22 protein-coding genes and 1 tRNA gene are annotated in these 22195 nt (G+C 21.5%); 8 read left to right on the top strand and 15 right to left on the bottom strand.

The window, feature by feature from the left end:
- Nucleotides 1–868 (bottom strand): PASTA domain-containing protein (locus H0H36_RS02540; protein ID WP_185869522.1); only part of this gene is annotated, 868 nt, incomplete at its 3' end.
- A gap of 36 nt (nucleotides 869–904) precedes the next feature.
- On the opposite strand from H0H36_RS02540, the gene H0H36_RS02535 reads away from it, so the two are divergent.
- Entirely contained in the window at nucleotides 905–1894 is a 990-nt protein-coding gene (locus tag H0H36_RS02535) for a D-alanine--D-alanine ligase (RefSeq protein ID WP_185869521.1), read from the top strand.
- Between the two features lie 121 nt (nucleotides 1895–2015).
- Here the strand turns inward: H0H36_RS02535 and feoB are convergent, their stop codons facing one another.
- Together feoB and H0H36_RS02525 are read right to left on the bottom strand one after the other, a co-directional pair.
- Nucleotides 2016–4061, bottom strand: coding sequence for a ferrous iron transport protein B (gene feoB / locus H0H36_RS02530; protein ID WP_185869520.1), 2046 nt, complete (start codon nucleotides 4059–4061; stop codon nucleotides 2016–2018).
- Nucleotides 4061–4285 carry a FeoA family protein gene (locus tag H0H36_RS02525; RefSeq protein ID WP_185869519.1) on the bottom strand — a complete coding sequence of 75 codons (225 nt, stop codon included), beginning with the start codon at nucleotides 4283–4285 and terminating at the stop codon, nucleotides 4061–4063. Before H0H36_RS02525 ends, feoB begins: the two co-directional genes overlap by 1 nt.
- Nucleotides 4286–4377: 92 nt before the next feature.
- Between H0H36_RS02525 and rseP the strand changes: the two genes are divergently transcribed.
- Complete coding sequence (rseP, locus tag H0H36_RS02520; protein WP_185869518.1) at nucleotides 4378–5706, top strand: RIP metalloprotease RseP; 1329 nt, start codon at nucleotides 4378–4380, stop codon at nucleotides 5704–5706.
- Here rseP and H0H36_RS02515 read toward each other — a convergent pair.
- Nucleotides 5703–6275 (bottom strand): 5-formyltetrahydrofolate cyclo-ligase, encoded by a 573-nt coding sequence (locus H0H36_RS02515; protein ID WP_185869517.1) that lies wholly within the window; start codon nucleotides 6273–6275, stop codon nucleotides 5703–5705. The genes rseP and H0H36_RS02515 overlap by 4 nt on opposite strands.
- Nucleotides 6276–6278: 3 nt before the next feature.
- A complete protein-coding gene (locus H0H36_RS02510) occupies nucleotides 6279–7076 on the bottom strand; it encodes an alpha/beta fold hydrolase (RefSeq protein ID WP_185869516.1) in 798 nt (265 codons plus the stop codon).
- 114 nt (nucleotides 7077–7190) lie between these two features.
- Here H0H36_RS02510 and H0H36_RS02505 point away from each other — a divergent pair, with 114 nt between their 5' ends.
- Nucleotides 7191–7958, top strand: a complete 768-nt coding sequence (locus H0H36_RS02505; RefSeq protein WP_185869515.1) for a type III pantothenate kinase — start codon at nucleotides 7191–7193, stop codon at nucleotides 7956–7958.
- 4 nt (nucleotides 7959–7962) lie between these two features.
- Here H0H36_RS02505 and H0H36_RS02500 read toward each other — a convergent pair whose 3' ends face one another.
- The 7 genes from H0H36_RS02500 to recG all read right to left on the bottom strand — a co-directional run bounded on the left by H0H36_RS02500 (nucleotide 7963) and on the right by recG (nucleotide 16156).
- Nucleotides 7963–8370 (bottom strand): HIT family protein, encoded by a 408-nt coding sequence (locus tag H0H36_RS02500; RefSeq protein ID WP_185869514.1) that lies wholly within the window; start codon nucleotides 8368–8370, stop codon nucleotides 7963–7965.
- Nucleotides 8363–8845: a transcription elongation factor GreA gene (gene greA / locus H0H36_RS02495; RefSeq protein ID WP_185869513.1), complete on the bottom strand. Its 483-nt coding sequence runs from the start codon at nucleotides 8843–8845 to the stop codon at nucleotides 8363–8365. The genes H0H36_RS02500 and greA overlap by 8 nt, the downstream gene beginning before the upstream one ends.
- 114 nt (nucleotides 8846–8959) lie before the next feature.
- The gene (gene murA / locus H0H36_RS02490) at nucleotides 8960–10273 is read right to left on the bottom strand and encodes a UDP-N-acetylglucosamine 1-carboxyvinyltransferase (RefSeq protein ID WP_185869512.1); all 1314 of its coding nucleotides are present in this window, start codon (nucleotides 10271–10273) and stop codon (nucleotides 8960–8962) included.
- Nucleotides 10274–10280: 7 nt separating this feature from the next.
- Nucleotides 10281–10862 (bottom strand): DUF4290 domain-containing protein, encoded by a 582-nt coding sequence (locus H0H36_RS02485; protein ID WP_185869511.1) that lies wholly within the window; start codon nucleotides 10860–10862, stop codon nucleotides 10281–10283.
- Nucleotides 10863–10907: 45 nt separating this feature from the next.
- Nucleotides 10908–11906, bottom strand: coding sequence for a cation diffusion facilitator family transporter (locus tag H0H36_RS02480; RefSeq protein WP_185869510.1), 999 nt, complete (start codon nucleotides 11904–11906; stop codon nucleotides 10908–10910).
- A gap of 21 nt (nucleotides 11907–11927) precedes the next feature.
- Entirely contained in the window at nucleotides 11928–14069 is a 2142-nt protein-coding gene (locus H0H36_RS02475; protein ID WP_238786194.1) for an ATP-dependent helicase, read from the bottom strand.
- On the bottom strand, nucleotides 14048–16156 hold the full coding sequence (gene recG / locus H0H36_RS02470; protein WP_185869509.1) for an ATP-dependent DNA helicase RecG: 2109 nt from the start codon (nucleotides 16154–16156) through the stop codon (nucleotides 14048–14050). Before recG ends, H0H36_RS02475 begins: the two co-directional genes overlap by 22 nt.
- A 55-nt stretch (nucleotides 16157–16211) precedes the next feature.
- Between recG and H0H36_RS02465 the strand changes: the two genes are divergently transcribed.
- From H0H36_RS02465 to ribD, 4 genes are all read left to right on the top strand, one after another.
- A tRNA-Val gene (locus H0H36_RS02465) sits at nucleotides 16212–16287 on the top strand.
- Nucleotides 16288–16308: 21 nt separating this feature from the next.
- Nucleotides 16309–16506: a 30S ribosomal protein S21 gene (rpsU, locus tag H0H36_RS02460; protein ID WP_185869508.1), complete on the top strand. Its 198-nt coding sequence runs from the start codon at nucleotides 16309–16311 to the stop codon at nucleotides 16504–16506.
- Between the two features lie 6 nt (nucleotides 16507–16512).
- Entirely contained in the window at nucleotides 16513–17277 is a 765-nt protein-coding gene (locus H0H36_RS02455; protein WP_185869507.1) for a shikimate dehydrogenase family protein, read from the top strand.
- Nucleotides 17278–17283: 6 nt separating this feature from the next.
- Entirely contained in the window at nucleotides 17284–18330 is a 1047-nt protein-coding gene (gene ribD / locus H0H36_RS02450) for a bifunctional diaminohydroxyphosphoribosylaminopyrimidine deaminase/5-amino-6-(5-phosphoribosylamino)uracil reductase RibD (RefSeq protein WP_185869506.1), read from the top strand.
- A gap of 10 nt (nucleotides 18331–18340) precedes the next feature.
- On the opposite strand, the gene H0H36_RS02445 is transcribed toward ribD, so the two are convergent.
- Nucleotides 18341–19387 (bottom strand): acyl-CoA reductase, encoded by a 1047-nt coding sequence (locus tag H0H36_RS02445; RefSeq protein ID WP_185869505.1) that lies wholly within the window; start codon nucleotides 19385–19387, stop codon nucleotides 18341–18343.
- Between the two features lie 30 nt (nucleotides 19388–19417).
- Between H0H36_RS02445 and H0H36_RS02440 the strand changes: the two genes are divergently transcribed.
- Entirely contained in the window at nucleotides 19418–19753 is a 336-nt protein-coding gene (locus tag H0H36_RS02440) for a 4Fe-4S dicluster domain-containing protein (protein WP_185869504.1), read from the top strand.
- A 9-nt stretch (nucleotides 19754–19762) separates the two neighbouring features.
- On the opposite strand, the gene lpdA is transcribed toward H0H36_RS02440, so the two are convergent.
- Entirely contained in the window at nucleotides 19763–21187 is a 1425-nt protein-coding gene (gene lpdA / locus H0H36_RS02435; RefSeq protein WP_185869503.1) for a dihydrolipoyl dehydrogenase, read from the bottom strand.
- 27 nt (nucleotides 21188–21214) lie between these two features.
- Entirely contained in the window at nucleotides 21215–22186 is a 972-nt protein-coding gene (locus tag H0H36_RS02430) for a deoxyhypusine synthase family protein (protein ID WP_185869502.1), read from the bottom strand.
- Nucleotides 22187–22195: the final 9 nt, after the last annotated feature.

Raw genomic sequence — 22195 nt, 5'->3', positions numbered from 1 at the left:
CTTCTTTTTTATCTTCTTTTTTAACTTCTTTTTTAACTTCTTTTTTATCTTCTTTTTTATCTGTTTTTTGTATCAAATTATCTAATATTTCTTTTGAAGTTAACCAAATTTCAATAGGTTTATTTTTATTATAAATTTCTCCAAAATTAGGTTTTTGACGATATACTTTTGCATTTTTAACAACAGAATTTATCATTGGATATTCGTAATAAAAATTAATAATATTAAATAATTTTTTTTTCAATATCTGAATAGCAGAATGCAATGACATTCCTATAACATTAGGAACTGTAATAAAATTATTTTTTTCATATCCTTTACCAATTATTAAAGTAATTTCAGGTTTTTTATTTATAGGCAATCTGTATCCATATTCTATAGATTTATCTTTATAAAAAACTTTTAAAACTACATTTTTAAGAAAGTCATTAACATATTTACTATCTTTAATTAAAATATGATTATCATCAAGTAATTTCATTGCAATCTTTATATCTTTATTTATAATGTTTGGTAACACTGTGTATTTATTTTTTTGTAAAAAATTATTTGAATTTACTTGTATATATATATGCCTTCCTTCTTTCACATGATCTCCAGCTTCTGGTAAAAAAGAAATAACTTGATTAAGTTTAAAATTAGGATTATAACGTGATACTCTTATTATATTATATTTTAATCCTATTTTTTTTAAAATAGAAATAGATTTAGATAAAGTAAAATAACGCAAGTTTGGTACTACAACATAAGAATCATGTTTAGTGTAAATGTCTACCCATTTTAATGCAAATTGAGTTATTTTATATAAAATAAAAATAGCTATCAATAAATTAAGTATAAAAATCAAAAAATATTTATAATAATTCATAAACTGAAGAATATAAAATAAAAATAAAAATAAATAATGAAAAAAATTGCTGTTATAATGGGTGGATTTTCAAAAGAATCTGATATTTCACTAAAAAGTGGTGAAGTAGTTTATAAAAATTTATGCAGAAATAAATTTGAACCTTATAAAGTTTTTATTTTTAAAGAAAAATGGTTTATGATAGATGAAAAAGAGAAAGAATATCCTATTCAAAAAGATTTTAGTGTTTTAATAAATAATAAAAATATAAAATTTGATTGTATATTCAATGTGATTCATGGAACACCAGGAGAAGATGGAATATTGCAAGCTTATTTTGAATTATTAAAAATTCCTTATACAGGATGTAATTTTTATCATTCTAATATGACTTTTAATAAAAAATATTGCTCCAGTTTACTAAAAAATTTTGGAATTAATACTCCTTTATCTTTTTTTTTAAATAAAAATGAAACTTTTAGTGAAGAAAAAATACTAAAAAAAATAGGAATGCCTTGTTTCGTTAAACCTAGTAAATCTGGATCTAGTTTAGGAATAAGTAAAGTTTATGAAAAAAAACATTTTTATAGAGCAATAAAAATAGCTTTTAAAGAAGATGAAGAAATCATTATTGAATCTTTTATTGAAGGAAAAGAAATTTCAGTAGGAGTTTTTTCATTTAAAAATGAAGTAATAGTTTTACCTATTACTGAAATAATTAGTAAAAATGATTTTTTTGATTTTGAATCAAAATATTCAGGAAAATCTCAAGAAATAACACCAGCTAGATTACTTCCAAATATAGTAAATAAAATACAAAAAACAGCTAAAAAAGTATATAAAATTCTTAATTTATCAGGAATATCTAGATCTGAATATATTATTGTAAATAATGAACCCTATTTTTTAGAAATTAATACAATTCCAGGACTTTCAAAAGAAAGTATTTTTCCTAAACAATTAAAAATAGCAGGAATATCTTTATCTGATTTATTTAATGATCTTATATATGACTCTATTAATAAAATGAAAAATAAGTATTTATAACTTACAATTGCATTTATTTTTACAAATTTTTTTTTTATTTGAAAAAAAATTAATAAATTTTTTACAAAAAAATATAATAGAAAATAAAAATAATATGAATATGATTAAATATTGACACATTTTATTTTTTAAATACTTGATATATAGAAAAAGAAGATATATATGCTAATAAAGTCATAAATATAAATTGTATAATAGGCCATTTCCAAGATTTTGTTTCCTTTTTTATTATAGATAATGTACTCATACATTGCATAGAAAATGTATAAAAAAATAGTAAAGATATACCTGTAGATAAATTATAAATAGGTTTTTTAGTTCCAGTAACTACTTCTTTTTTCATTTTTTCTTTTAAAAAATCTTTTTTTTCTATACTATACATAGAAGCCATGGTACTAACAAATACTTCTCTTGCTACAATAGATGATAATAACCCTATACCTATTTTCCAATCGTATCCTAATGGATGAATAACTGGTTCAAGTTTTTTTCCTAACAAACCTAAATAAGAATCAGGTAGTTCTTTTTTTTGTATATTTATGTATTCTAACATAGTAGAATTTTTATTTGATGGACCAAATGTACCTAAAACCCATATTATTATATTTATTAATAAAATCATCTTTCCTACATTTAGGATAAAGGATTTAAGATGTATCCATAAAGTAATTAATATATTTTTAAGTATTGGTGTTTTATAAGTTGGAATTTCCATAATTAGATGACTTTTATAATTCTTTTTCAAGAATTTATGAAGAATCATTGAAATACTTAAAGCTGATATAATTCCTAAAAGATACATAGCCATAAGAACCATTCCACGTAATTGAATGATATACCATTTTTTATCTGGTATAATTAAAGATATAATAAGTGTATAAACAGGTAATCTAGCAGAACATGTCATAAAAGGAGTAGCTAAAATAGTAATTAGACGATCTCTTGGATTTTCAATATGTCTAGCTGACATTATTGCTGGAATAGCACAAGCTATACTAGAAATAAGAGGAACGACACTTTTTCCATTTAGTCCAAAAGGACGCATAATTCTATCCATTAAAAAAATTACTCTACTTATGTATCCACTTTCTTCCATAAGAAGTAAAAAGAATAATAAAATAAAAATTTGTGGAATAAAGGTGATAATAGTACTAATACCAGGTAGTACTCCTTGTGTGATTAAATTATTTAAAGGTCCTGGATAAATATTTTCTAGTTTTTTTTGAATAGTATAAAAAAAAAATTCTATAAATCTTTTAGGTATTTCTGCCCAAAAAAAAACACATTGAAAAATAAAAAATAAAAAAAATATAAAAATAAAGTATCCCCAAAAAGGATGTAAAATTAAAGAATTATCTATTTCTTTTGAAATTTTTAAGAATTTTTTTTCTTTATTAGAAATCAATTCGAAAACAGTCTTAGAGAATATTTTTCCTATTTCTTCATATCTATCTAATATTTCTTTTATTTGTAGTCGTTTAGATATAATATGATGTTTATTTTTAATTTTATTTAATATAGAATCTTCTTGAAGAATTTTTTTATTATAAGCTAAATAAAACCAAGCTTTATAAGTATTTACTTTATAAATATTTTTTACCTCATCAATAGCAACAGAATAATTTAATCCTGGATTGAAAAAAAAACATTTTTTTATTTTTTTAATATTTTTTATTTTTTCTTTCAATTTTTTTATTCCTATTCCTTTTCTTGCATTAATCAAAACGATTTCTGTTATAAGAAACTTTTTAAGTTTTTCTATATCAATAGATATTCCTTTTTTTTTTGCTTCATCAAGCATATTTAATACAAATAAAACAGGAAATCCTAAATCTTGTATTTGTCTAAATAAAAGCAAACTTTTTTTTATATTTGAAGAATCAGCTACAATAATAATTTTATCTGGATAATCTAAATCTTCTATATTATTTAATAATTTACTGACGACTTCTTCATCTTCAGATGAAGGATAAATACTATAAATACCAGGAAGATCTATTATTTGATAATAAATTTGTTCATTATAAAAATATCCTATTTTTTTATCTACTGTTACTCCTAAATAGTTTCCTACTTTTTGATTAAGTCCTGTTAATTGATTAAACAAAGAAGTTTTTCCTACATTTGGATTTCCAATAAGTGCTAATTTTATTATTCTTCTTTGCATTATTTAATAGGTTCTATTATAATATTTTCTGCTTCTTTTTTACGTAAAGCTAAACAAGATTGATCATATATAATGCATAATGGATCATAAAAAATAGAAACAAAAAGTATTTCAAATTTTACTCCTGGTAAAACTCCTAATTCTAACAATTTTATAGGGAAATCTTCATTTTTATATCCCTTTATAATTCCTTTTTCTCCTTTTTTAAGATTAGATAAATTCAAATTATATTATATTTTATTTAAATAAAAATAAATTTTTAGTCATGAATAAATATGAAATAAAGGTTTAAATTTATCTTTTTATTTTATAATAAATGACATCTATTTTTATCAAATCTATACAATTACTTTTTAGTATTTCCATTTTGATTGTTGTTCATGAATTAGGACATTTTATTTTAGCAAAAATATTTAGAGTACGAGTTGAAAGATTTTTTTTATTTTTTGATCCTTGGTTTTCTATTTTTAAAAAAAAAATAGGTCATACTATTTATGGAATTGGATGGCTTCCTTTGGGAGGATATGTTAAAATATATGGAATGATAAAAGAAAATTGTTCAAATTTATCAAAAAAAAATAAAAATAAAAATTGGGAATTTTGTTCTAAATCTGCTATAAAAAGACTATTAATTATTTCTGGTGGTATTATATTCAATATAATATTATCTATTTTAATTTTTACTTTTTTATTATTTCAATATGGAGAAATTTATCTACCTACAAAAAATGTAAAATATGGAATAGAAGTAGATTCATTAGGAAAAAAAATAGGATTGAAAAATGGAGATAAGATTTTATTTGTAAATGGAAAATATATTAAATATTTCAATGAAATTCCAAAATCCATTTTTTTAGGAAATTCTATAACTGTGGACCGTATGGGAAAAATTTTAAATTTATCTTTAAATAATAAAAAAAAATTTCTTTTTGATAGAAAAAAATTTGGTTTTTTTATTAAACCACGTGTTCCTCCTATTATTAATTATGTAATTAAAAATTCAAAAGCAGAAAAATATGGATTAAAAAATAATGATGAAATATTAGCAATTAATTCTGAATTAATTTTTTTTTCTGATCAACTAAAAGATAGTTTGTCAAACTATAAAAATGAAAATATATTAATATCTATTAATAGAAATGGAAAACTTATTCAAAAAGAAGTATTTATAGATTCAAAAGGTATTTTAGGTATTTTTTTAAAAAGTTTTATGGATCTAAATCATATTTTTTTATTTGAAAAAAAGAATTATTCTTATTTTGATAGTTTTTATCATGGAATTATAAAATCTTATAATGTTCTAAAAAATCAAATTATTTTTTTAAAAAATATTATACATGTAGAAACTAAAGCCTATAAACAAATAGGTAGTTTTTTTTCTATAGCAAAAGAATTTCCTTCTCAATGGAATTGGTATGTTTTTTGGTCTTTAACTGGTACTTTATCTATTTGGTTAGCTTTTTTAAATTTATTTCCAATTCCATCATTAGATGGAGGTTACATATTATTTATTATGATAGAAATGTTGATAGGAAAGAAAGTAAATGAAAAAATTATTGAAAAATGCACTATTTATGGTTTTATTATTATTAGTTTAATGATGATATTTATTATTTTTTGGGATATTTTTAAAGTATTTTTTTAAAAATTATTAAATAAATAAATATGATTAGTAGTAATACCTATATCTAAGGATAAATCATTTTTATGTATATCTCCAATATTATTTATTGGATCAAAAAAACTTAATCCAATTTTTATAACGTTTTTTTTACATAAAAGAACAAATCTATCATAAAATCCTTTTCCATAACCTATACGATAACCTTTAATATCAAATATTAATAAAGGAATAAACATAATATCTATAAAATAAGGATGTATAAAACGTTTGTATATAGGTTCAAAAATTCCATATTTATTTTTTTTTAATAAAGTTTTTTCATCAAAAAAACAATTATATATATATAATTGTTTAAAATTTGAATAGGGTATTGTGATATATTTTTTTTTCTTTAAAAGAAAATTAATAATAATAAATGTTTCAACTTCATTATATTTTCGTATAGGTAAAAAAATATGATAATATTTTTTATTCCATATGAAATTTTTTTTTAGTTGAAAAAAAATTTCATAACTCATTTTTTGAATTTCTTTTTTAGAAAAAGAATTTCTATAAAAAAAATATTTTTTACGTAAAATTTTTTTATTCATTTATTATAAAATATTTTTTATAAAATCTTCTAATATTTTTATTATTTTTACAGGATTTTCTATATGCCCCATATGACCTGTAGATATATTAACAGAATAAGTTTTATTTCCATTTTTTGCTTCTTCATTAATTTTATTTGAATCAAGAATTAAATCATATAAACCAATTATATATAATTTTGGAAAATCATATTTTTTTAATAAAAATTTTCTATTTTTTCTCATTGACATTCCTCTTAAAAAAGGAATAACACTATTAATAGAAGTAGATAATGCAATTTTTTTAACAAAAGAAATCTCTTTTTGTAAAAAAAGAATTTTTTTAGGATTAAATAATTTATTTATACTTGTAGATATAAATAAAGGATAATTTTTTACTGCTAATTGAATAGATTTAATACGATTTTTTTTTTTTTCTTCAGTATCTGAATCTGCTGTAGAATGTAATAAACATAATCCTAAAAACATGTTAGGATATTTTTCTGCAAGTGCTAAAGCTATATATCCACCCATAGAATGACCAACAAAAATTGCTTGTTCTATTTTTTTTTCATCTAAAAAAAATTTTATAATTTCAGCTGTTTCCTCCATGGAAAAAATATATTTTTTTTCTGAAAAACTGTTTTTTCCATGACCTGGTAAATCTATACTAACTACTTTATATTTTTTAGATATCATTTGATATATATAATGCCATATTTCTAAACTTTCCATAAAACCATGTAATAAAACTATAGGAACACCTTCTCCTTTTATTATGAAGTTTATATTTTTTTTATAAAAAATATGATTTTTTAACATAAAATATGTAAAATAACTGATTATCGTAATACAATATTGATGATTAAAAATAATATAAATTGTAAAATAAATTTATTTTTTTAATTCAAATTATTTTTTATCAAAAATGAGTTAATGTTATTAACTATAAATATAGGAAATTCAAGTATTCGTTTTGGACTATTTGATAATAATAATTATAATTTAAAATGCAATTGTTCATGGATTATTAATAGTAATCCTCATAAATCATTAGATGAATATATTTTGTTGTTTAGAAACATATATCAACAATATGGTATTTTTTCAAAATTGATACATCATATAGTAATAGGATCAGTAGTTCCAACTCTTACAAACATTGTAGAACAATCTTTATATGAAATACATAAAATAAAACCTATGGTAGTAGATAGATATTCTGATTCTCCTATAAAACATTATTCTCATCAATTAGGTACAGATTTATATGCTAATGCTATAGCTGCGTATATTTTATATAAAGAAACTACATTAGTAATAGATTTCGGAACAGCATTAAGTTTAACTTGTATTGATAAGTATGGAAAACTTAAAGGAGTTATTATTGCTCCAGGAGTAAATAGTTCATTATTAGCATTAATTGGAAATACAGAACAATTATCACAAATAGAACTAAAAAAACCTTCTAGTATATTAGGACAATATACGGAAACATGTATACAAAGTGGGATAATATATGGTTATACAAGTATGGTTGAAGGTTTAATAAAAAGAATCAATAAAGAGTTAAAAACAAGTTGTTTTGTGATTGCTACAGGAGGATTATCACATATATATACTCCTTTAACAAAAAGGATTCATCTTAAAGATAAAATGCATACAATAAAAGGTTTAAAAATTTTATTTCATTGTAATAATTAAAAATTTATAAATTAATTGATTTTTTTATTATATATGATAAAAATTTTAATTTTTTTGTAGATAAAATAATTCTTGTTTTAGAAAAATATCCATCACTTTCTTTATCCATAGGAATTAAATGTATATGAATATGGGGGATTTCAAATCCCATAACAAATATTCCTACACGATTACAAGGAATTGTTTTTTCAATACCTATAGCTACTTTTCTAGAAAAAGACATAATAGAGACAAAATCTTTTTCTGAAAGAGAAAAAATTTTGTCTCTATTGATTTTTTTTGGTATTACTAAAGTATGTCCTATTTTCATAGGATGAATGTCTAAAAAAGCTAAATGATCAATATTTTCTGCTACTTTATAGGAAAAAACTTCGTTTTTAATTATTTTATTAAAAATATTTTTATTATTCACTAAACGCTATTTCTAAAATTTCATAATCAAGTATCATTTTGTTAGGTAATTTAATATGAGCTATTTGTCCTACTTGTTTTCCTAATAAACCTATTGATATAGGAGTATTTATAGAAATTTTTCCTAATTTTAAATCAGTTTCTCCTTCTGGAACTAAAGTATATATTTGTTCTCCTCCATAAGTTAAATTTTTTATTCTAACTGTAGAAAGAATAGAAACTCTAGTTCTATTTATTTGAGAACCATCTATAATACGTGCATTAGATAATTTTTTTTTTAATTTAGCTATATTCATTTCTAAAAAACCTTGTGCTTCTTTTATTGCATCATATTCTGCATTTTCTGATAAATCTCCTTTATCTCTAGCCTCAGCTATTTGCATAGATATTTTTGGACGTTCTATATTTTCTAGTCTTTCTATTTCTTTTTGTAATTTTTTTAACCCTTCTTTAGTTATATATTCAAATTTAGCCATAATTTTTCATTATTATTTTTTTTAATTTTTTTCATTTATCTATTTATATTTATTATGATATATAAAGTTATGTGATAAAATAATTTTAAAAAGTACTAAAATCAGAATATTTAATTATTCTATTCTTGAAATATTAGCTCCTAATACGCGTAATCTTTTATCTATATTTTCATATCCTCTGTCTATTTCTTCTATATTTTTTATAATGCTTGTTCCTTTAGCAGAAAGAGCTGCTATAAGAAGAGATATTCCAGCTCTTATATCTGGAGAATTTAATACAGATCCTCGTAAATAAGATTTATGGTTTAAACCAATAACAGTAGCTCTATGAGGATCGCATAATATTATTTGTGCTCCCATTTCAATAAGTTTATCTACAAAAAATAATCTACTTTCAAACATTTTTTGATGAATTAAAACACTTCCTTCAGCTTGAGTAGCTACTACAGTTAAAATACTTAATAAATCTGGAGTTAATCCAGGCCATGGAGAATCAGATATTGTTAATATAGCGTTATTTAATAATTTTTTTATTTGATAAGATTTTTGTGATGGAATATAAATATCATCTTTTTCTTTTTCTAATTTTATTCCTATTTTTCTAAACGTATTAGGTATTATACCTAAATTATTCCAACTAACATTTTTAATTCGTATTTCCGAACAAGTAATAGCAGCTAATCCTATCCAACTACCTATTTCTATCATATCAGGTAATATAGTATGAGTACATCCTTTTAATTCTATTACACCAACTATATTAATTAAATTAGAACCTATTCCTCTTATCTTTGCTCCCATTTTATTTAACAATTTGCATAATTGTTGTATATATGGTTCACAAGCAGCATTATAAATAATAGTTTTTCCCTTAGCTAGGGTTGCTGCCATTATAATATTAGCTGTTCCTGTAATAGATGCTTCTTCCATTAAAATATATTGACCAGTTAATTTTTTTCTATTTGTATGTAAATAAAAATATTTTTGTTCATTATGATAATAAATATCACTACCTAATAATTTTAATCCTATTAAATGAGCATCTAATCGTCTTCTACCAATTCTATCTCCTCCAGGAATAGGTATACACACTTTTCCAAATCTAGTAAGTAAAGGACCTGCTATCATAATGGAACCTCTAATAGATTTTCCATATTTAAAAAATTTTTTTGTATTTAAATATTCGATATTTATTTTTTTTGCTTGAAAAGTATAATCTCCAATTCCATTTTTTTTTATTAAAACTCCTAAATGTTGAAGAATATTCATTAAACATTTAACATCTCCTATTTCTGGAATATTTTTAACTCTTAACTTTTGTGAAGTTAGTAATACAGCACATAATATTTGTAAAGTTTCATTTTTAGCCCCTTGTGGTTTTATTTCTCCTTTTAAAGGAAGTCCTCCTTCTATTTTGAAACTTCCCATTATTATTTTATTTTCTCTTTTTATTTTTTCTTAAAATATGGTAAGATTGTAATAACGAATCTGTATTTTTCATTAAACATATTTTTCCTTTTGAAAGTTCTTTTAAATCTTTAAATATAATATCATCTTCTACTATATTTTTATTCCATCTTAAATAATTTTTTTTCATAGTATTCGCTATAGCATAAAATAATCCTTCTTTTTTTTGTTTATTTTTACAATGTATTGCCACATGAATCATATTTCTTATTATTTTTCCATAATATCGAAAACTAGTTAAATATTCAGGATATGCCACTTTTTTATAACAAAATTTTATTTTTTCTGAATTAGATTTTGGAAAAGGGGGGTCTATATCTAATTGATATTTAGACATAATAAATAATTGATTCCATAATTTATGCTGAAAATAAGGAATAGATTTATTAAATCTAGTATTAGTTGACACTGTCATTATTTTTATAATTTCCCATGCACAACGGTTTCTTTTTTCTCTATTTTTTATTTGTATTGCGTAATCTATCATTTTTTGAATGTTTCTACCATATTCTGGTATAACTAATTTGAAACGATTAGTATTATATTCCATGATTTATTTTTTTTAAATAAAAATAATATCTTTTATTTTTAGGATTTACGTAGTATGATTGTATGTTTTATCTAATGTCCAAAGAATTTTTTTTTGATAAAAATTTTTTCTTACTTGACAATATTTATTACAAAATATACAATGATTATCAGAACAAGCTTCTACATGTACAGATAACTCTACTTTAGTACCAAATTTTTTTTTAGTTAAAATAGTTAGTTTTTTAACTTCTTTATTAGCTTCTTTAATATTAAAAAACCAAGGAACAATTAAATGACAATCAACATGTAAAGCACTACCGTATTTAATTACTTTTAAATTATGAAGATCTATCCAATGAATATCTCTTTTTTTTTTGATATAGGAAGATAACTTTTTTAAAAGTTTTTTATCAGATTCATCCATAATTCCAGATGTAGCATTTTTTAATAATTTTAATCCAGTGTATAATATTGAAGATGAAAAAATAATAGAAATTATAGGGTCTATCCAAATACATTTAGTTTTATTTAGTAAAATTAATCCTATAACTATACCAAAAGTAGAATAAGTATCTATTTGAAGGTGTTTTCCACTTGCTATTAAAATTAAAGTATCATTTTTATGTCCTATTTTACAAGCCAAAAATCCTAAAAAATAATTAATGATAGCAGTAAACAACATTAATAATATTCCATAATTTAATCGTGATAAAATAATTTCATTTCCATATATCATATTATTTTTTATGCGTATAAAAGTATTTATAAAAAGATTGATTCCTACAAAAAAAATTAAACCCCCTTCTATTGCTGTTGATATAAATTCTATTTTTCCATGACCATATGGATGATTTTGATCCTTAGGTAAAGAAGATATATAAAGGCTATATAATCCTATAAATCCGCTAATTATATTAATTAAACTTTCCATAGCATCACTAAATATAGAAAGTGAAGAAGTAATATGCCAAGTAATTAATTTTATAAAAAAGAAAATAATAGCTACTAAACAAATTATTTTCTGAAGATTAAAATTAAGTTTGATTTTTTTTGAATCATCCATTATTTACCAATAAGGTTTTTTTTATGAAAAAAAAGTAAGTTTAGCTAATTTTAATAAAATTTTTTTTTTACCTAATTTTTTAAATTTAATTATAGCTATTTTATTTAAATCTTGTAAATCTAAAATTGTACCCATTCCAAAGTTTGGATGAAAAACTTTTATTCCTTTTTTTATTTTTGAATTTTTTTCTTCATTTTTATATAAAAATTTTTGTCTATTGACATCAGAAAGTAGAGACATATAATTATGATTTTCTATATCAATAGAATTTTTATTAAGTTCACTAATAAAACGACTAGGATTATTTTTATTCCTATTTCCCCATAAAAACCGGTATTTTGCGTAAGTTAATACAGCCATTTTCTGAGCTCTTGTTAAAGCTACATAAAATAAACGACGTTCTTCTTCTATTTTGAATTGATTTTCTAAACTTGATTTTGAAGGGAATAAGTTTTCTTCTAATCCTACAATAAAAACAATAGAAAATTCTAATCCTTTAGACAAATGAACAGTCATTAATGATATTTTATCTTCTTCATTATTAATATTATTATTTTCTATTTCTAAATAAAAATATTGTAAAAATCCAGACAAACTAATATCTCCATTATTTTTTAATTTTTCTTGTTCTTTAACATAAAAAAGTATATTATTAAGTATATACTTGAAGTCTTCATTACTATAATTTTTTTCATTTTCCTTTAACAAAAAATTTACTGTATATTTTGCTATTGTATATGCATTTTCTTTATCTAATTTCATACGTAAATTTTCTATTTTCATAAAAAATTTTTTTATTTTATCTTCTGTTTTTATATTTATATTTAATAATTTTTTATGAAAAAAAATATTTTTTATTATATCATAAGTTGTAGTATTTTTTATTTTAGATAAGTTTAATATAGATTTTACAATTTTATTATTTGTTATTTTTTTTAAAATACGTAATAAAGATTCTTCATCATTTGGATTATGAATTATCCTAAAATAAGCGAATAAATCTCTAATTTCTTTACGTTTTTCAAACGAAATAGAACCGTATATATTATATGGAATATTTTTTTCTTTAAGAGCATATTCAATAATATGAGATTGTGTGTTGATTCTATAAAGAATAGCAAAATCTTTGTATTGAAATTTTTCTTTTTTTTTAATTAAAAGAATTGAATTAGCAATATACCGTGCTTCTTCTTTTTCTGAAAAAGCACAGTATATTTTTACTTTTTCTCCTTTTTCATTATTTGTCCAAATTTTTTTAAAAATTTGATTTTTATTAAAAGAAATAATATTATTAGAAGCCTCTACGATGTGATTTGTAGAACGATAATTTTGTTCAAGACGAAAAATTTTAGCTGTATCATAATCAATATGAAAATTTAAAATATTTGAAATGTTTGCTCCACGAAAAGCGTAAATACTTTGAGCGTCATCACCTACTGCAAAAATATTTTGATGTTTTAAAGCTAAATTATTTAGTATTTTTTTTTGTGATAAATTAGTATCTTGATATTCATCTATTAAAATATACTTAAATTTTTCTTGATATTTTTTAAGAATATTTGGAAAACGAATAAATAAATAATTAGTATGAAGTAATATATCATCAAAATCCATAGCATTTGCTTTAAAACAACGTTCTATATAGTATTTATATATTTTATCAAAATATTCTAATTTATTTTTTATTTCGCATAAACTATTCTTATATTCAGATATTTTTTTTCTTATTTCTTTAATATTTAAAGATATATTGAAACTTACATCTTCTAATATTTTTTTAATCACATTTTCTGAATCTTTTTGATCATAAATAGTATAATTAGGTTGATAACCTACCCAATGAGATTCTTTTCTTAGAATATTAGAAAATATAGAATGAAAAGTACCTATTGTCATTTTATCTAAATCTTCTTTTTCTATCATATTAGAAACACGATTTTTCATTTCTTTAGCTGCTTTTTTAGTAAAAGTTAAAGCTAAAATATTAGAAGGATTTATTCCTTTGTTTTGAATCATATGAACTATACGATATGTAATAACACGAGTTTTTCCAGATCCAGCTCCTGCTACGACAAGTATAGGACCTTTAATCGTTTCTATGATTTTACGTTGAATTTTATTTAAAGAGAAAGAAACAGACATTAATTTATTATTTTTTTCCATTTACTATAATAATACTTTTTATAAGTATTATTTTTTTGAAAAAAATTTGGATTTTTTTGAAAAAAATTTGGATTTTTTTGAAAAAAATTTATAGCAATAGGAAATACTTTTTTTATTAATTTATAATCTTTTATGAAATTTACAATATGTAAATAATCTTTACCACTTTGTTTTGTACCTATTAAATCTCCACTTCCACGCAAGTTAAGATCTTCTTTTGCTATTTCTAATCCTTTATTTGTTTCACATATTTTTTTTATTCTAAGAGAACTTTTTACATTTATTTTTTTATCATCAGTTATAAGTATACAATAACTTTTATGGATACCTCTTCCAACTCTTCCTCTTAATTGATGGAGTTGAGATAATCCAAAAAAATCTGCATTTTCTATTAAAATGACAGAAGCATTAGGGATATCTACTCCAACTTCTATAACTGTAGTAGCTATCATTATTTTGGTATCTCCACGTAAAAATCTATTGATTTGTATATTTTTTTCTTCAGATTTCATTTTTCCATATAAAATACCTATTTTATTTTTTAAGTTTTTAAACTTTTCTTTTATTTCTTTATATCCTTTTACCAAATTTTTGTATCTATTAGAGGATTTTACAGTTGGATATATAATGTAAGCTTGCCTTCCTTTTAAAATTTGATTTTTTATTATTTTAAAAGCTTTATCTTTGTCTTTGTTATAAAAATGCATAGTATTAATAGGTTTTCTTCCAAAAGGCAATTCTTTTATAACAGAGATATTTAAATCATGATAAATAACTTTAGCTAAAGTTCTAGGAATAGGAGTAGCTGTCATAATTAAAATATGAGGATGATTTTTATTATTATTATAAATTTTTTCTCTTTGTTCCACCCCAAAACGTTGTTGCTCATCTATTACTGCTAATCCTAATCTTTTAAATTGTACTTTTTTTTGTATTAAAGAATGTGTTCCAATCAAAATAGAAATTTTTCCTGTTAATATTTCATTATATATATATTTTCGCATACTATTTGAAGTAGAACTAGTTAATAAACCAATTTTAATTCCAATTTTAGAAAATAATTTTTTTATGGAATAATAATGTTGTATAGCTAAAACTTCAGTAGGGGCCATTAAACATGATTGAAATCCATTATCTAAAGTTATAAGCATTGATAACATAGCTATTATAGTTTTTCCACATCCAACTTCTCCTTGTAATAATCTATTCATTTGAATAGGTTTTTTTAAATCTTCCCATATTTCTTTAATTACTTTTTTTTGTTCTTCTGTTAAAGTAAAAGGTAAAAAATGGTTATAAAAATTATGAAAATTTTTTCCTAACTTTTTAAAAGGATAGGTATATACAATATTTTTTTTTGATAAAAAAAATAATTTTAATAAAAATAATTCTTCAAATTTTAAAGAATATTGAGCTTGTAATAAATTATCTAAAGATTCTGGAATATGTATTTGAATTAAAGCTTTTTTTCTTGGAATTAATTTTTTTTCAATAAATTTTTGAAAAAAAAAGTCTTCTACTATATTAGTATCTTCTTTTAATTCTTTTATTAAATTTTTTAATAAATTTTTGAAAAAAAAATTACTAATTCCTTTTTTTATTAATTTTTCTGGAATAGAATAAATAGGAGATATAGAACATTTTGAATAGTATTTTGAATGTTTAAATTTTTTAATATTTGGATGTATGATTTGAATTTTTTTTTGAAACCATCTAATCTTTCCAGAAACTATGAATGTAATATTTTTTATTTTTTTTTTAAAAAAATTGGTTTTTTTAAACCATATTAATTCAATAAAACCTGTTTTATCTTCTAAACGTGCTATTAATATTTTTCCTTCTTTGTTTTTAAAATATTTTTCTTCAACAGACGTTATTTCACCTAATATTTCTACAAGATTATTATTCTTTTTATTAGATAATTCTGATATGCTTTTTAATATGGATAAATGTATATACTTTTTTGGATAAAAAAAAAGTAAATCTTCATATGAATAAATATTAAGTTCTGTATTAAATAAACAAGCTTTATACAAACTTAATCCTTTTAAATGTTTTATAGATTTTTTTAAAATATTGCAGGACATATTTTATAAGATTATGATCCTTATTATTAAAAAATACTTAATTTTGTTGACAAAAGGACATTTAGCTCAGTTTGGTTCAGAGCGCTACTTTGACAGAGTAGAGGACATCGGTTCAAATCCGATAGTGTCCACTTAAATATTAGTATTTTGGTATGATTTTAATTACTACAGTTAGAGAAGGTGAATCAATTGATAAAGCCTTAAAAAAATGTAAAAAAAAATTTGATAAAACTCGTATTCTAAAAGAATTTAGAGAAAAACAACAATATATAAAACCTTCTGAAGGAAGAAGAAATGAAATTTTAAGGGCTAAATATAGAGAACGTATGAAATTAAAAAGAGAAGAATAATTTTATATGTTTAATTGTAAAAAAAATTATAAATATATTTTTGGATTAATAGGAAAGGATATACATTATTCTTTTTCAAAAGAATTTTTTTTAAAAAAGTTTCAAAAAGAAAGGATTAATTATGCAAAATATGAAGTTTTTGACATTCCAAAAATAGAAAAAGTATCTTTCATTTTTAAAAATCCTTTTTTAAAAGGATGTAATGTTACTATACCTTATAAAACAAGTATCATTCCTTTTTTAACAAGATTAACGACAGAAACAAGGTTAATAGGATCTGTAAACGTTATAAAAATAAAAGATCAACATAGAATAGGATATAATACAGATGTTTTTGGTTTTGAATTATCTTTTAAAAAAGATATAAAAAAATTTTTATGTCAAAGAAATCTTAAAGCTTTAATTTTAGGAACTGGAGGAGTCTCTAAAGCAGTTTCATTCGTATTAAAAAAATTAGAAATACCATATCAATATGTTTCTAGAAAAAAAAATAAAAATGCTTTATCTTATGAAGATATAAATAAAAATTTATTGAATAAATATAAAATTATTATTAATTGTACTCCTTTGGGTACATATCCAAATATAAATTTTTGTCCTCCTTTACCATATGAATATTGTACAAATAAACACTATTTTTATGATATGGTATATAATCCAAGTAAGACTCTTTTTATAAAAAAAGGAAAAGAAAAAGGAGCTATTACTAGAAATGGATTAGATATGTTATACCTTCAAGCAGAAGAATCTTGGAAAATATGGAATTCATAATTAATTATGAATAAAAAAAATTATAAAGATATTTTCATGATGAGAGCTATACAATTGGCTAAAATTGGCTTAGGATTTACTTATCCTAATCCTATGGTTGGATGTGTAATAGAACGAAATGGGTTTGTTATTTCAGAAGGATGGCATTATAAAAATGGGATGAATCATGCAGAAGTAGAAGCTATTAACAAAATAAAAAATAAACATTTACTTATTGATTCTACTCTTTATGTTACATTAGAACCATGTATTCATTTTGGAAAAACTCCTCCTTGTGTAGACTTAATTATTAAAAATAATATACCAAGAGTAGTAATTGGAATAAAAGATCCTTCTGATAAAGTAAAAGGATTAGGAATAAAAAAATTGAAAGAATTTGGAATAGAAATAATAGAAAACGTTTTAAAAAATAAATGTAGAAATTTAAATAAACGTTTTTTTACTTTTCATGAAAAAAATCGTCCTTATATTATTCTGAAATGGGCTCAAAGTTATGATGGATTCATAGATAAAAAATATAGAAAAAAAAAAATTTGGATTAGTAGTATTTATTCTAGACAATTGACTCATAAATGGAGATCTGAAGAAAATAGTATTTTAGTAGGAAGAAAAACTGTATTGAATGATAATCCAAAATTAAATGTTAGAGATTGGTTTGGAAAAAACCCTATTAGAATTTTTTTTGATAAAAAACTTAAAATACCTTCTAATTATTTTATTTTAGATAAATCACAACCTACTATTGTTTTTACAGAAAAAAATAAAAAAAATGAAATAAATACAGAATATATTCATATTTCTTTTGATAGAGAAATATTAAAAAATATGATATATATATTATATCAAAAAAAAATACAATCTATGATTGTAGAAGGAGGAAAAAAAATTTTAGAAAGTTTCATAAAAGAAAATATATGGGATGAATGTAGAATTTTTATATGCAATGTTTTATTAAAAAAAGGTTTAAAAGCTCCAGAAATAGGAGGTAAAGTATTAAAAATAATGGATCTTGATCAAGATCAACTTTTTTATAAAAATTTTTATGATGAATAAATAAATTAATTTATTTATTTAAAAATTTAATTGTATCAATTCCATCAGAAAAATCTTCTAATATAGGATATTGTGTTTGACCAAAATTAATTTCTTTTTTATAAAAATTTTTAGAGACTATACATTGTATTTTTTTATTATTTTTTTTAATTTTTTTTTTTAAAATATTTAAATTTTTATAATATTCATAATATACAACGGATATTGGGCTATAATAGTTTTCTTCATTTTTTAAAATTATAAAGTGATTTTTATAAATAGGAATTTGATTCATTTTACAAATAGTTAAATAATATTTATAATTATTCATGTATTTATAATTATTTGTTATATATTCATATGTATATGAATTTTTTAAAAGAAAAAAAAAATTATAATCATAAGGAATAAATATTTTTCCTACATTTCTACAACCTCTTCCAGAATATGTTAATATATCTTTGTTTAAAGAGATTAATTCTTTTTCTTTTTCATTTCCTTGTAATATAGCTATGGAAGTTTTTCTTTTTCTTAAAAGAAGGTTTTTTTTACGAAAAAAATATTGAAAATAACGAGCTGTATTGTTATTTCCAGTAGCTATTACGTAATCAAATTTTTCATTAAAAATATTTTTTGTAAACTTTATTTTATTTTTTAATTCAGGTTTTTTATATACTAAAATTTTACACAAAAAAGGTAATAATAAATTATCTTCTTCAGAAAGTTTAATTATTATATTAAATCCTGATAAAATAATACATAAAAAATCATGAAATCCTACTATAGGAATATTTCCAGGCATAATAACTAAAACTTTTTTTAAATTATTATTTTTATTTATATCATATTTTTTTATCCAATTTTTTAATTTTTCCTTTTTAAGCGTTTTACCCCATTGGTCAATAGTTATTAATAAATCTTCTATAGAAAACCAACTATTTATAATAGTTATTTTTAATAAAATTTTTTGAAAAGGAATAAAAAATTTTTTAAAATGTTTAGATATATATTTTTCATGTAAATAAAATTTATTAAATTCTCTAAATAAAGAACCTAATTCATCGAAAATTTTAATCATTATAATTTAAAAAATTAAACTAAAATTCAAATGTCCATAAAAATTACAAAAGAGTGTATCAATTGTGGAGCTTGCGAACCTGAATGTCCTAATCAAGCTATTTATGAAGGAGGAAAAAAATGGAGAATGATAGATGGTAATTCTTTAAAAGAAAAAAAAAATATACCAATATATTTTACTAAATATCAAAATCCAATAGAAAACAATATATATTTTATAGTTTCAGAAAAATGTACTGAATGTGTTGGTTTTTATGAAGAACCACAATGTATTTCTATATGTCCAGTTAATTGTTGTGTTTTAGATAAAAAAAATTTAGAAACTAAAGATAAGTTATTAGAAAAAAAAATTTTTTTTCATAACTAACCTAACTATCTATATATGTATGGAACGATTTTCAAAATTTAGTAAAGAGGCTTCTTTAAAAGATTCACTATAAGTAGGATGTGGATGACATATTCTATATATATCTTCAGAAGAAGAACGAAATTCCATAGCTACAGTAGCTTCCATTATCATATCTGCAGCACGATCTCCTATAATATGAACACCTAATATTTCATCTGTTTTTTTGTTAGAAATTATTTTTAAAAAACCATCCATACTACCGCTTGCACGTGCTCTTCCTAATGCTTTCATAGGAAAAGTTCCTATATTATATTCTATTTTATTTTTTTTTATTTCATTTTCAGTATATCCTACACTAGCTACTTCAGGATGTGTATAAATAACTGATGGAATTAAATTGTAATTTAATTTATTTGGTATTTGTCCTATCATATGTTCTACAGCGTATAAACCTTCTTCTTCTGCTTTATGTGCTAACATTTTACCTCCTATAACATCTCCAATAGCATAGATATTATTAATACTACTTTGTAAGAATTCATTAACTAATATAAATCCTTTTTTATCTTTTTTTATACCTATATTTTCTAATCCTAAATTTTTTGTATATGGACTTCTTCCTATAGATATTAAACAATAATCTCCTATAATTTTTATTTTTTTTCCATTATTATATTTTACAAAAACTGATACTTTTTCATTATTATCTTCTAATTTTACATTAGTAATAGATAAAGAATTTTCTATTTGAATAGATGATTTCTCTAATATTTTTTGAATACCTTTACTTAAAGAATGATCCATATTTGATATTATATTATCCATTACTTCTAATATAATTACCTCACTTCCTAATCTATTAAAAATAGAACCTAATTCTAATCCTATTATACCTCCTCCAATAATAATTATTTTTTTAGGTATTTCATCCATATGAAGTGCTTCTGTAGAGGAAATTATTCTATTTTTTATACTAAAATTTAAATATGGTAAACATAAAGGTTTAGAACCTGTTGATATTATACAATACTTAAATTGTATTTTTTCTTTTTGTTTTAATGATTTGATTTCTTTTATAGATAGAATATTTTTTTCATCAAATGATCCTATTCCTTGATATAAATCAATTTTATTTTTTTTCATTAAATATTTTATTCCAATATTAAGATCATTTACTATTTTATTTTTTCTATCTATCATTTTTTTAAAATCAAAAGATAATTTTTCAAAAAAAATTCCATGTGAAGAATAATCATTTTTAGATAAATAAAAAAATTTAGAAGAATCTAAAATACATTTAGAAGGGATACATCCTACGTTCAAACATGTTCCACCTAAATTAGTATATTTTTCTACAATAGCTGTATTTAATCCAAGTTGACTAGCTCTAATTGCTGATATATATCCTCCTGGTCCAGAACCAATAACAACAAGATCGTATGAATTATTCATTTTATTTTTTTGTAAAGATACATACAATTACATATTTAATATATATGCAAAAATTAATGGAGCAACTATAGTAGCATCTGATTCAATGATAAATTTTGGAGTATCTTTATCTAACTTTCCCCAAGTTATTTTTTCATTTGGTATTGCTCCTGAATAAGAACCATAACTTGTAGTAGAATCAGATATTTGACAAAAATAAGACCAAAATGGAGTAGGATGAAAACCTATATCTTGAGAAAGCATAGGTACAACACAAATAGGAAAATCACCTGATATACCTCCTCCAATTTGAAAAAAACCTATTTTATGTTTTATACATTCTTTTTGATACCATTTTGCTAAAAATATCATATATTCAATTCCATTTTTTACAAGATATGGTCTAAACAATTTTTTCATACAACATGAAGCAAAAATATTTCCTATAGTACTATCTTCCCAACCTGGAACTACCATAGGTAAATTTTTTTTTGCAGCTGCTAATACCCAACTATTTTTTGAATTTATATTATATGGTTCTAATATATTTTCTAATAATAATTGATAAATATATTCATGTGGAAAATAACGTTCTGATTTTTTTTGAGATCTTTCCCAGATTTTAAAAATATATTTTTGAAGTTTTTTAAATGCTTGTTCTTCTGGGATGCAAGTATCGGTTACACGATAATATCCTTTTTTTAAAAAATTTTTTTCCTCATTAGGAGTTAGATCTCTATAATTTGGAATTTTTTTATAATGAGAATGAGCTATTAAGTTTAATATATCTTCTTCTAAATTGGCTCCTGTACAAGAAATAATATGAACTTTATCTTTTAAAATCATTTCAGCTAATATTTTTCCTAATTCTGCAGTACTCATTGCTCCTGCTAAGGTAATCATCATTTTTCCATTATTTTCTATATGACATTTATATGCTTTAGCTGCTTCTGATAAAGTTAAAGCATTAAAATGAAGAAAATATTTTTTAATAAAAGAAGTAATAGGAGAGTCTTTCATAAAATTTTT

Source organism: Blattabacterium cuenoti (genome assembly GCF_014252395.1).
Taxonomy (GTDB): Bacteria; Bacteroidota; Bacteroidia; order Flavobacteriales; family Blattabacteriaceae; genus Blattabacterium; species Blattabacterium cuenoti_AA.
This window is presented reverse-complemented; position numbering and strand designations above follow the sequence as displayed.

What these genes read in the sequence shown, in the direction of transcription:
- H0H36_RS02535 (WP_185869521.1), top strand. Translation starts at nt 905, where the DNA reads ATGAAAAAAATTGCTGTTATAATGGGTGGATTTTCAAAAGAATCTGAT.
- feoB (WP_185869520.1), bottom strand. Translation starts at nt 4,061, where the DNA reads ATGCAAAGAAGAATAATAAAATTAGCACTTATTGGAAATCCAAATGTA.
- rseP (WP_185869518.1), top strand. Translation starts at nt 4,378, where the DNA reads ATGACATCTATTTTTATCAAATCTATACAATTACTTTTTAGTATTTCC.
- H0H36_RS02515 (WP_185869517.1), bottom strand. Translation starts at nt 6,275, where the DNA reads ATGAATAAAAAAATTTTACGTAAAAAATATTTTTTTTATAGAAATTCT.
- H0H36_RS02510 (WP_185869516.1), bottom strand. Translation starts at nt 7,076, where the DNA reads ATGTTAAAAAATCATATTTTTTATAAAAAAAATATAAACTTCATAATA.
- H0H36_RS02505 (WP_185869515.1), top strand. Translation starts at nt 7,191, where the DNA reads ATGTTATTAACTATAAATATAGGAAATTCAAGTATTCGTTTTGGACTA.
- greA (WP_185869513.1), bottom strand. Translation starts at nt 8,845, where the DNA reads ATGGCTAAATTTGAATATATAACTAAAGAAGGGTTAAAAAAATTACAA.
- murA (WP_185869512.1), bottom strand. Translation starts at nt 10,273, where the DNA reads ATGGGAAGTTTCAAAATAGAAGGAGGACTTCCTTTAAAAGGAGAAATA.
- H0H36_RS02485 (WP_185869511.1), bottom strand. Translation starts at nt 10,862, where the DNA reads ATGGAATATAATACTAATCGTTTCAAATTAGTTATACCAGAATATGGT.
- H0H36_RS02480 (WP_185869510.1), bottom strand. Translation starts at nt 11,906, where the DNA reads ATGGATGATTCAAAAAAAATCAAACTTAATTTTAATCTTCAGAAAATA.
- H0H36_RS02475 (WP_238786194.1), bottom strand. Translation starts at nt 14,069, where the DNA reads ATGGAAAAAAATAATAAATTAATGTCTGTTTCTTTCTCTTTAAATAAA.
- recG (WP_185869509.1), bottom strand. Translation starts at nt 16,156, where the DNA reads ATGTCCTGCAATATTTTAAAAAAATCTATAAAACATTTAAAAGGATTA.
- rpsU (WP_185869508.1), top strand. Translation starts at nt 16,309, where the DNA reads ATGATTTTAATTACTACAGTTAGAGAAGGTGAATCAATTGATAAAGCC.
- H0H36_RS02455 (WP_185869507.1), top strand. Translation starts at nt 16,513, where the DNA reads ATGTTTAATTGTAAAAAAAATTATAAATATATTTTTGGATTAATAGGA.
- ribD (WP_185869506.1), top strand. Translation starts at nt 17,284, where the DNA reads ATGAATAAAAAAAATTATAAAGATATTTTCATGATGAGAGCTATACAA.
- H0H36_RS02445 (WP_185869505.1), bottom strand. Translation starts at nt 19,387, where the DNA reads ATGATTAAAATTTTCGATGAATTAGGTTCTTTATTTAGAGAATTTAAT.
- H0H36_RS02440 (WP_185869504.1), top strand. Translation starts at nt 19,418, where the DNA reads ATGTCCATAAAAATTACAAAAGAGTGTATCAATTGTGGAGCTTGCGAA.
- lpdA (WP_185869503.1), bottom strand. Translation starts at nt 21,187, where the DNA reads ATGAATAATTCATACGATCTTGTTGTTATTGGTTCTGGACCAGGAGGA.
- H0H36_RS02430 (WP_185869502.1), bottom strand. Translation starts at nt 22,186, where the DNA reads ATGAAAGACTCTCCTATTACTTCTTTTATTAAAAAATATTTTCTTCAT.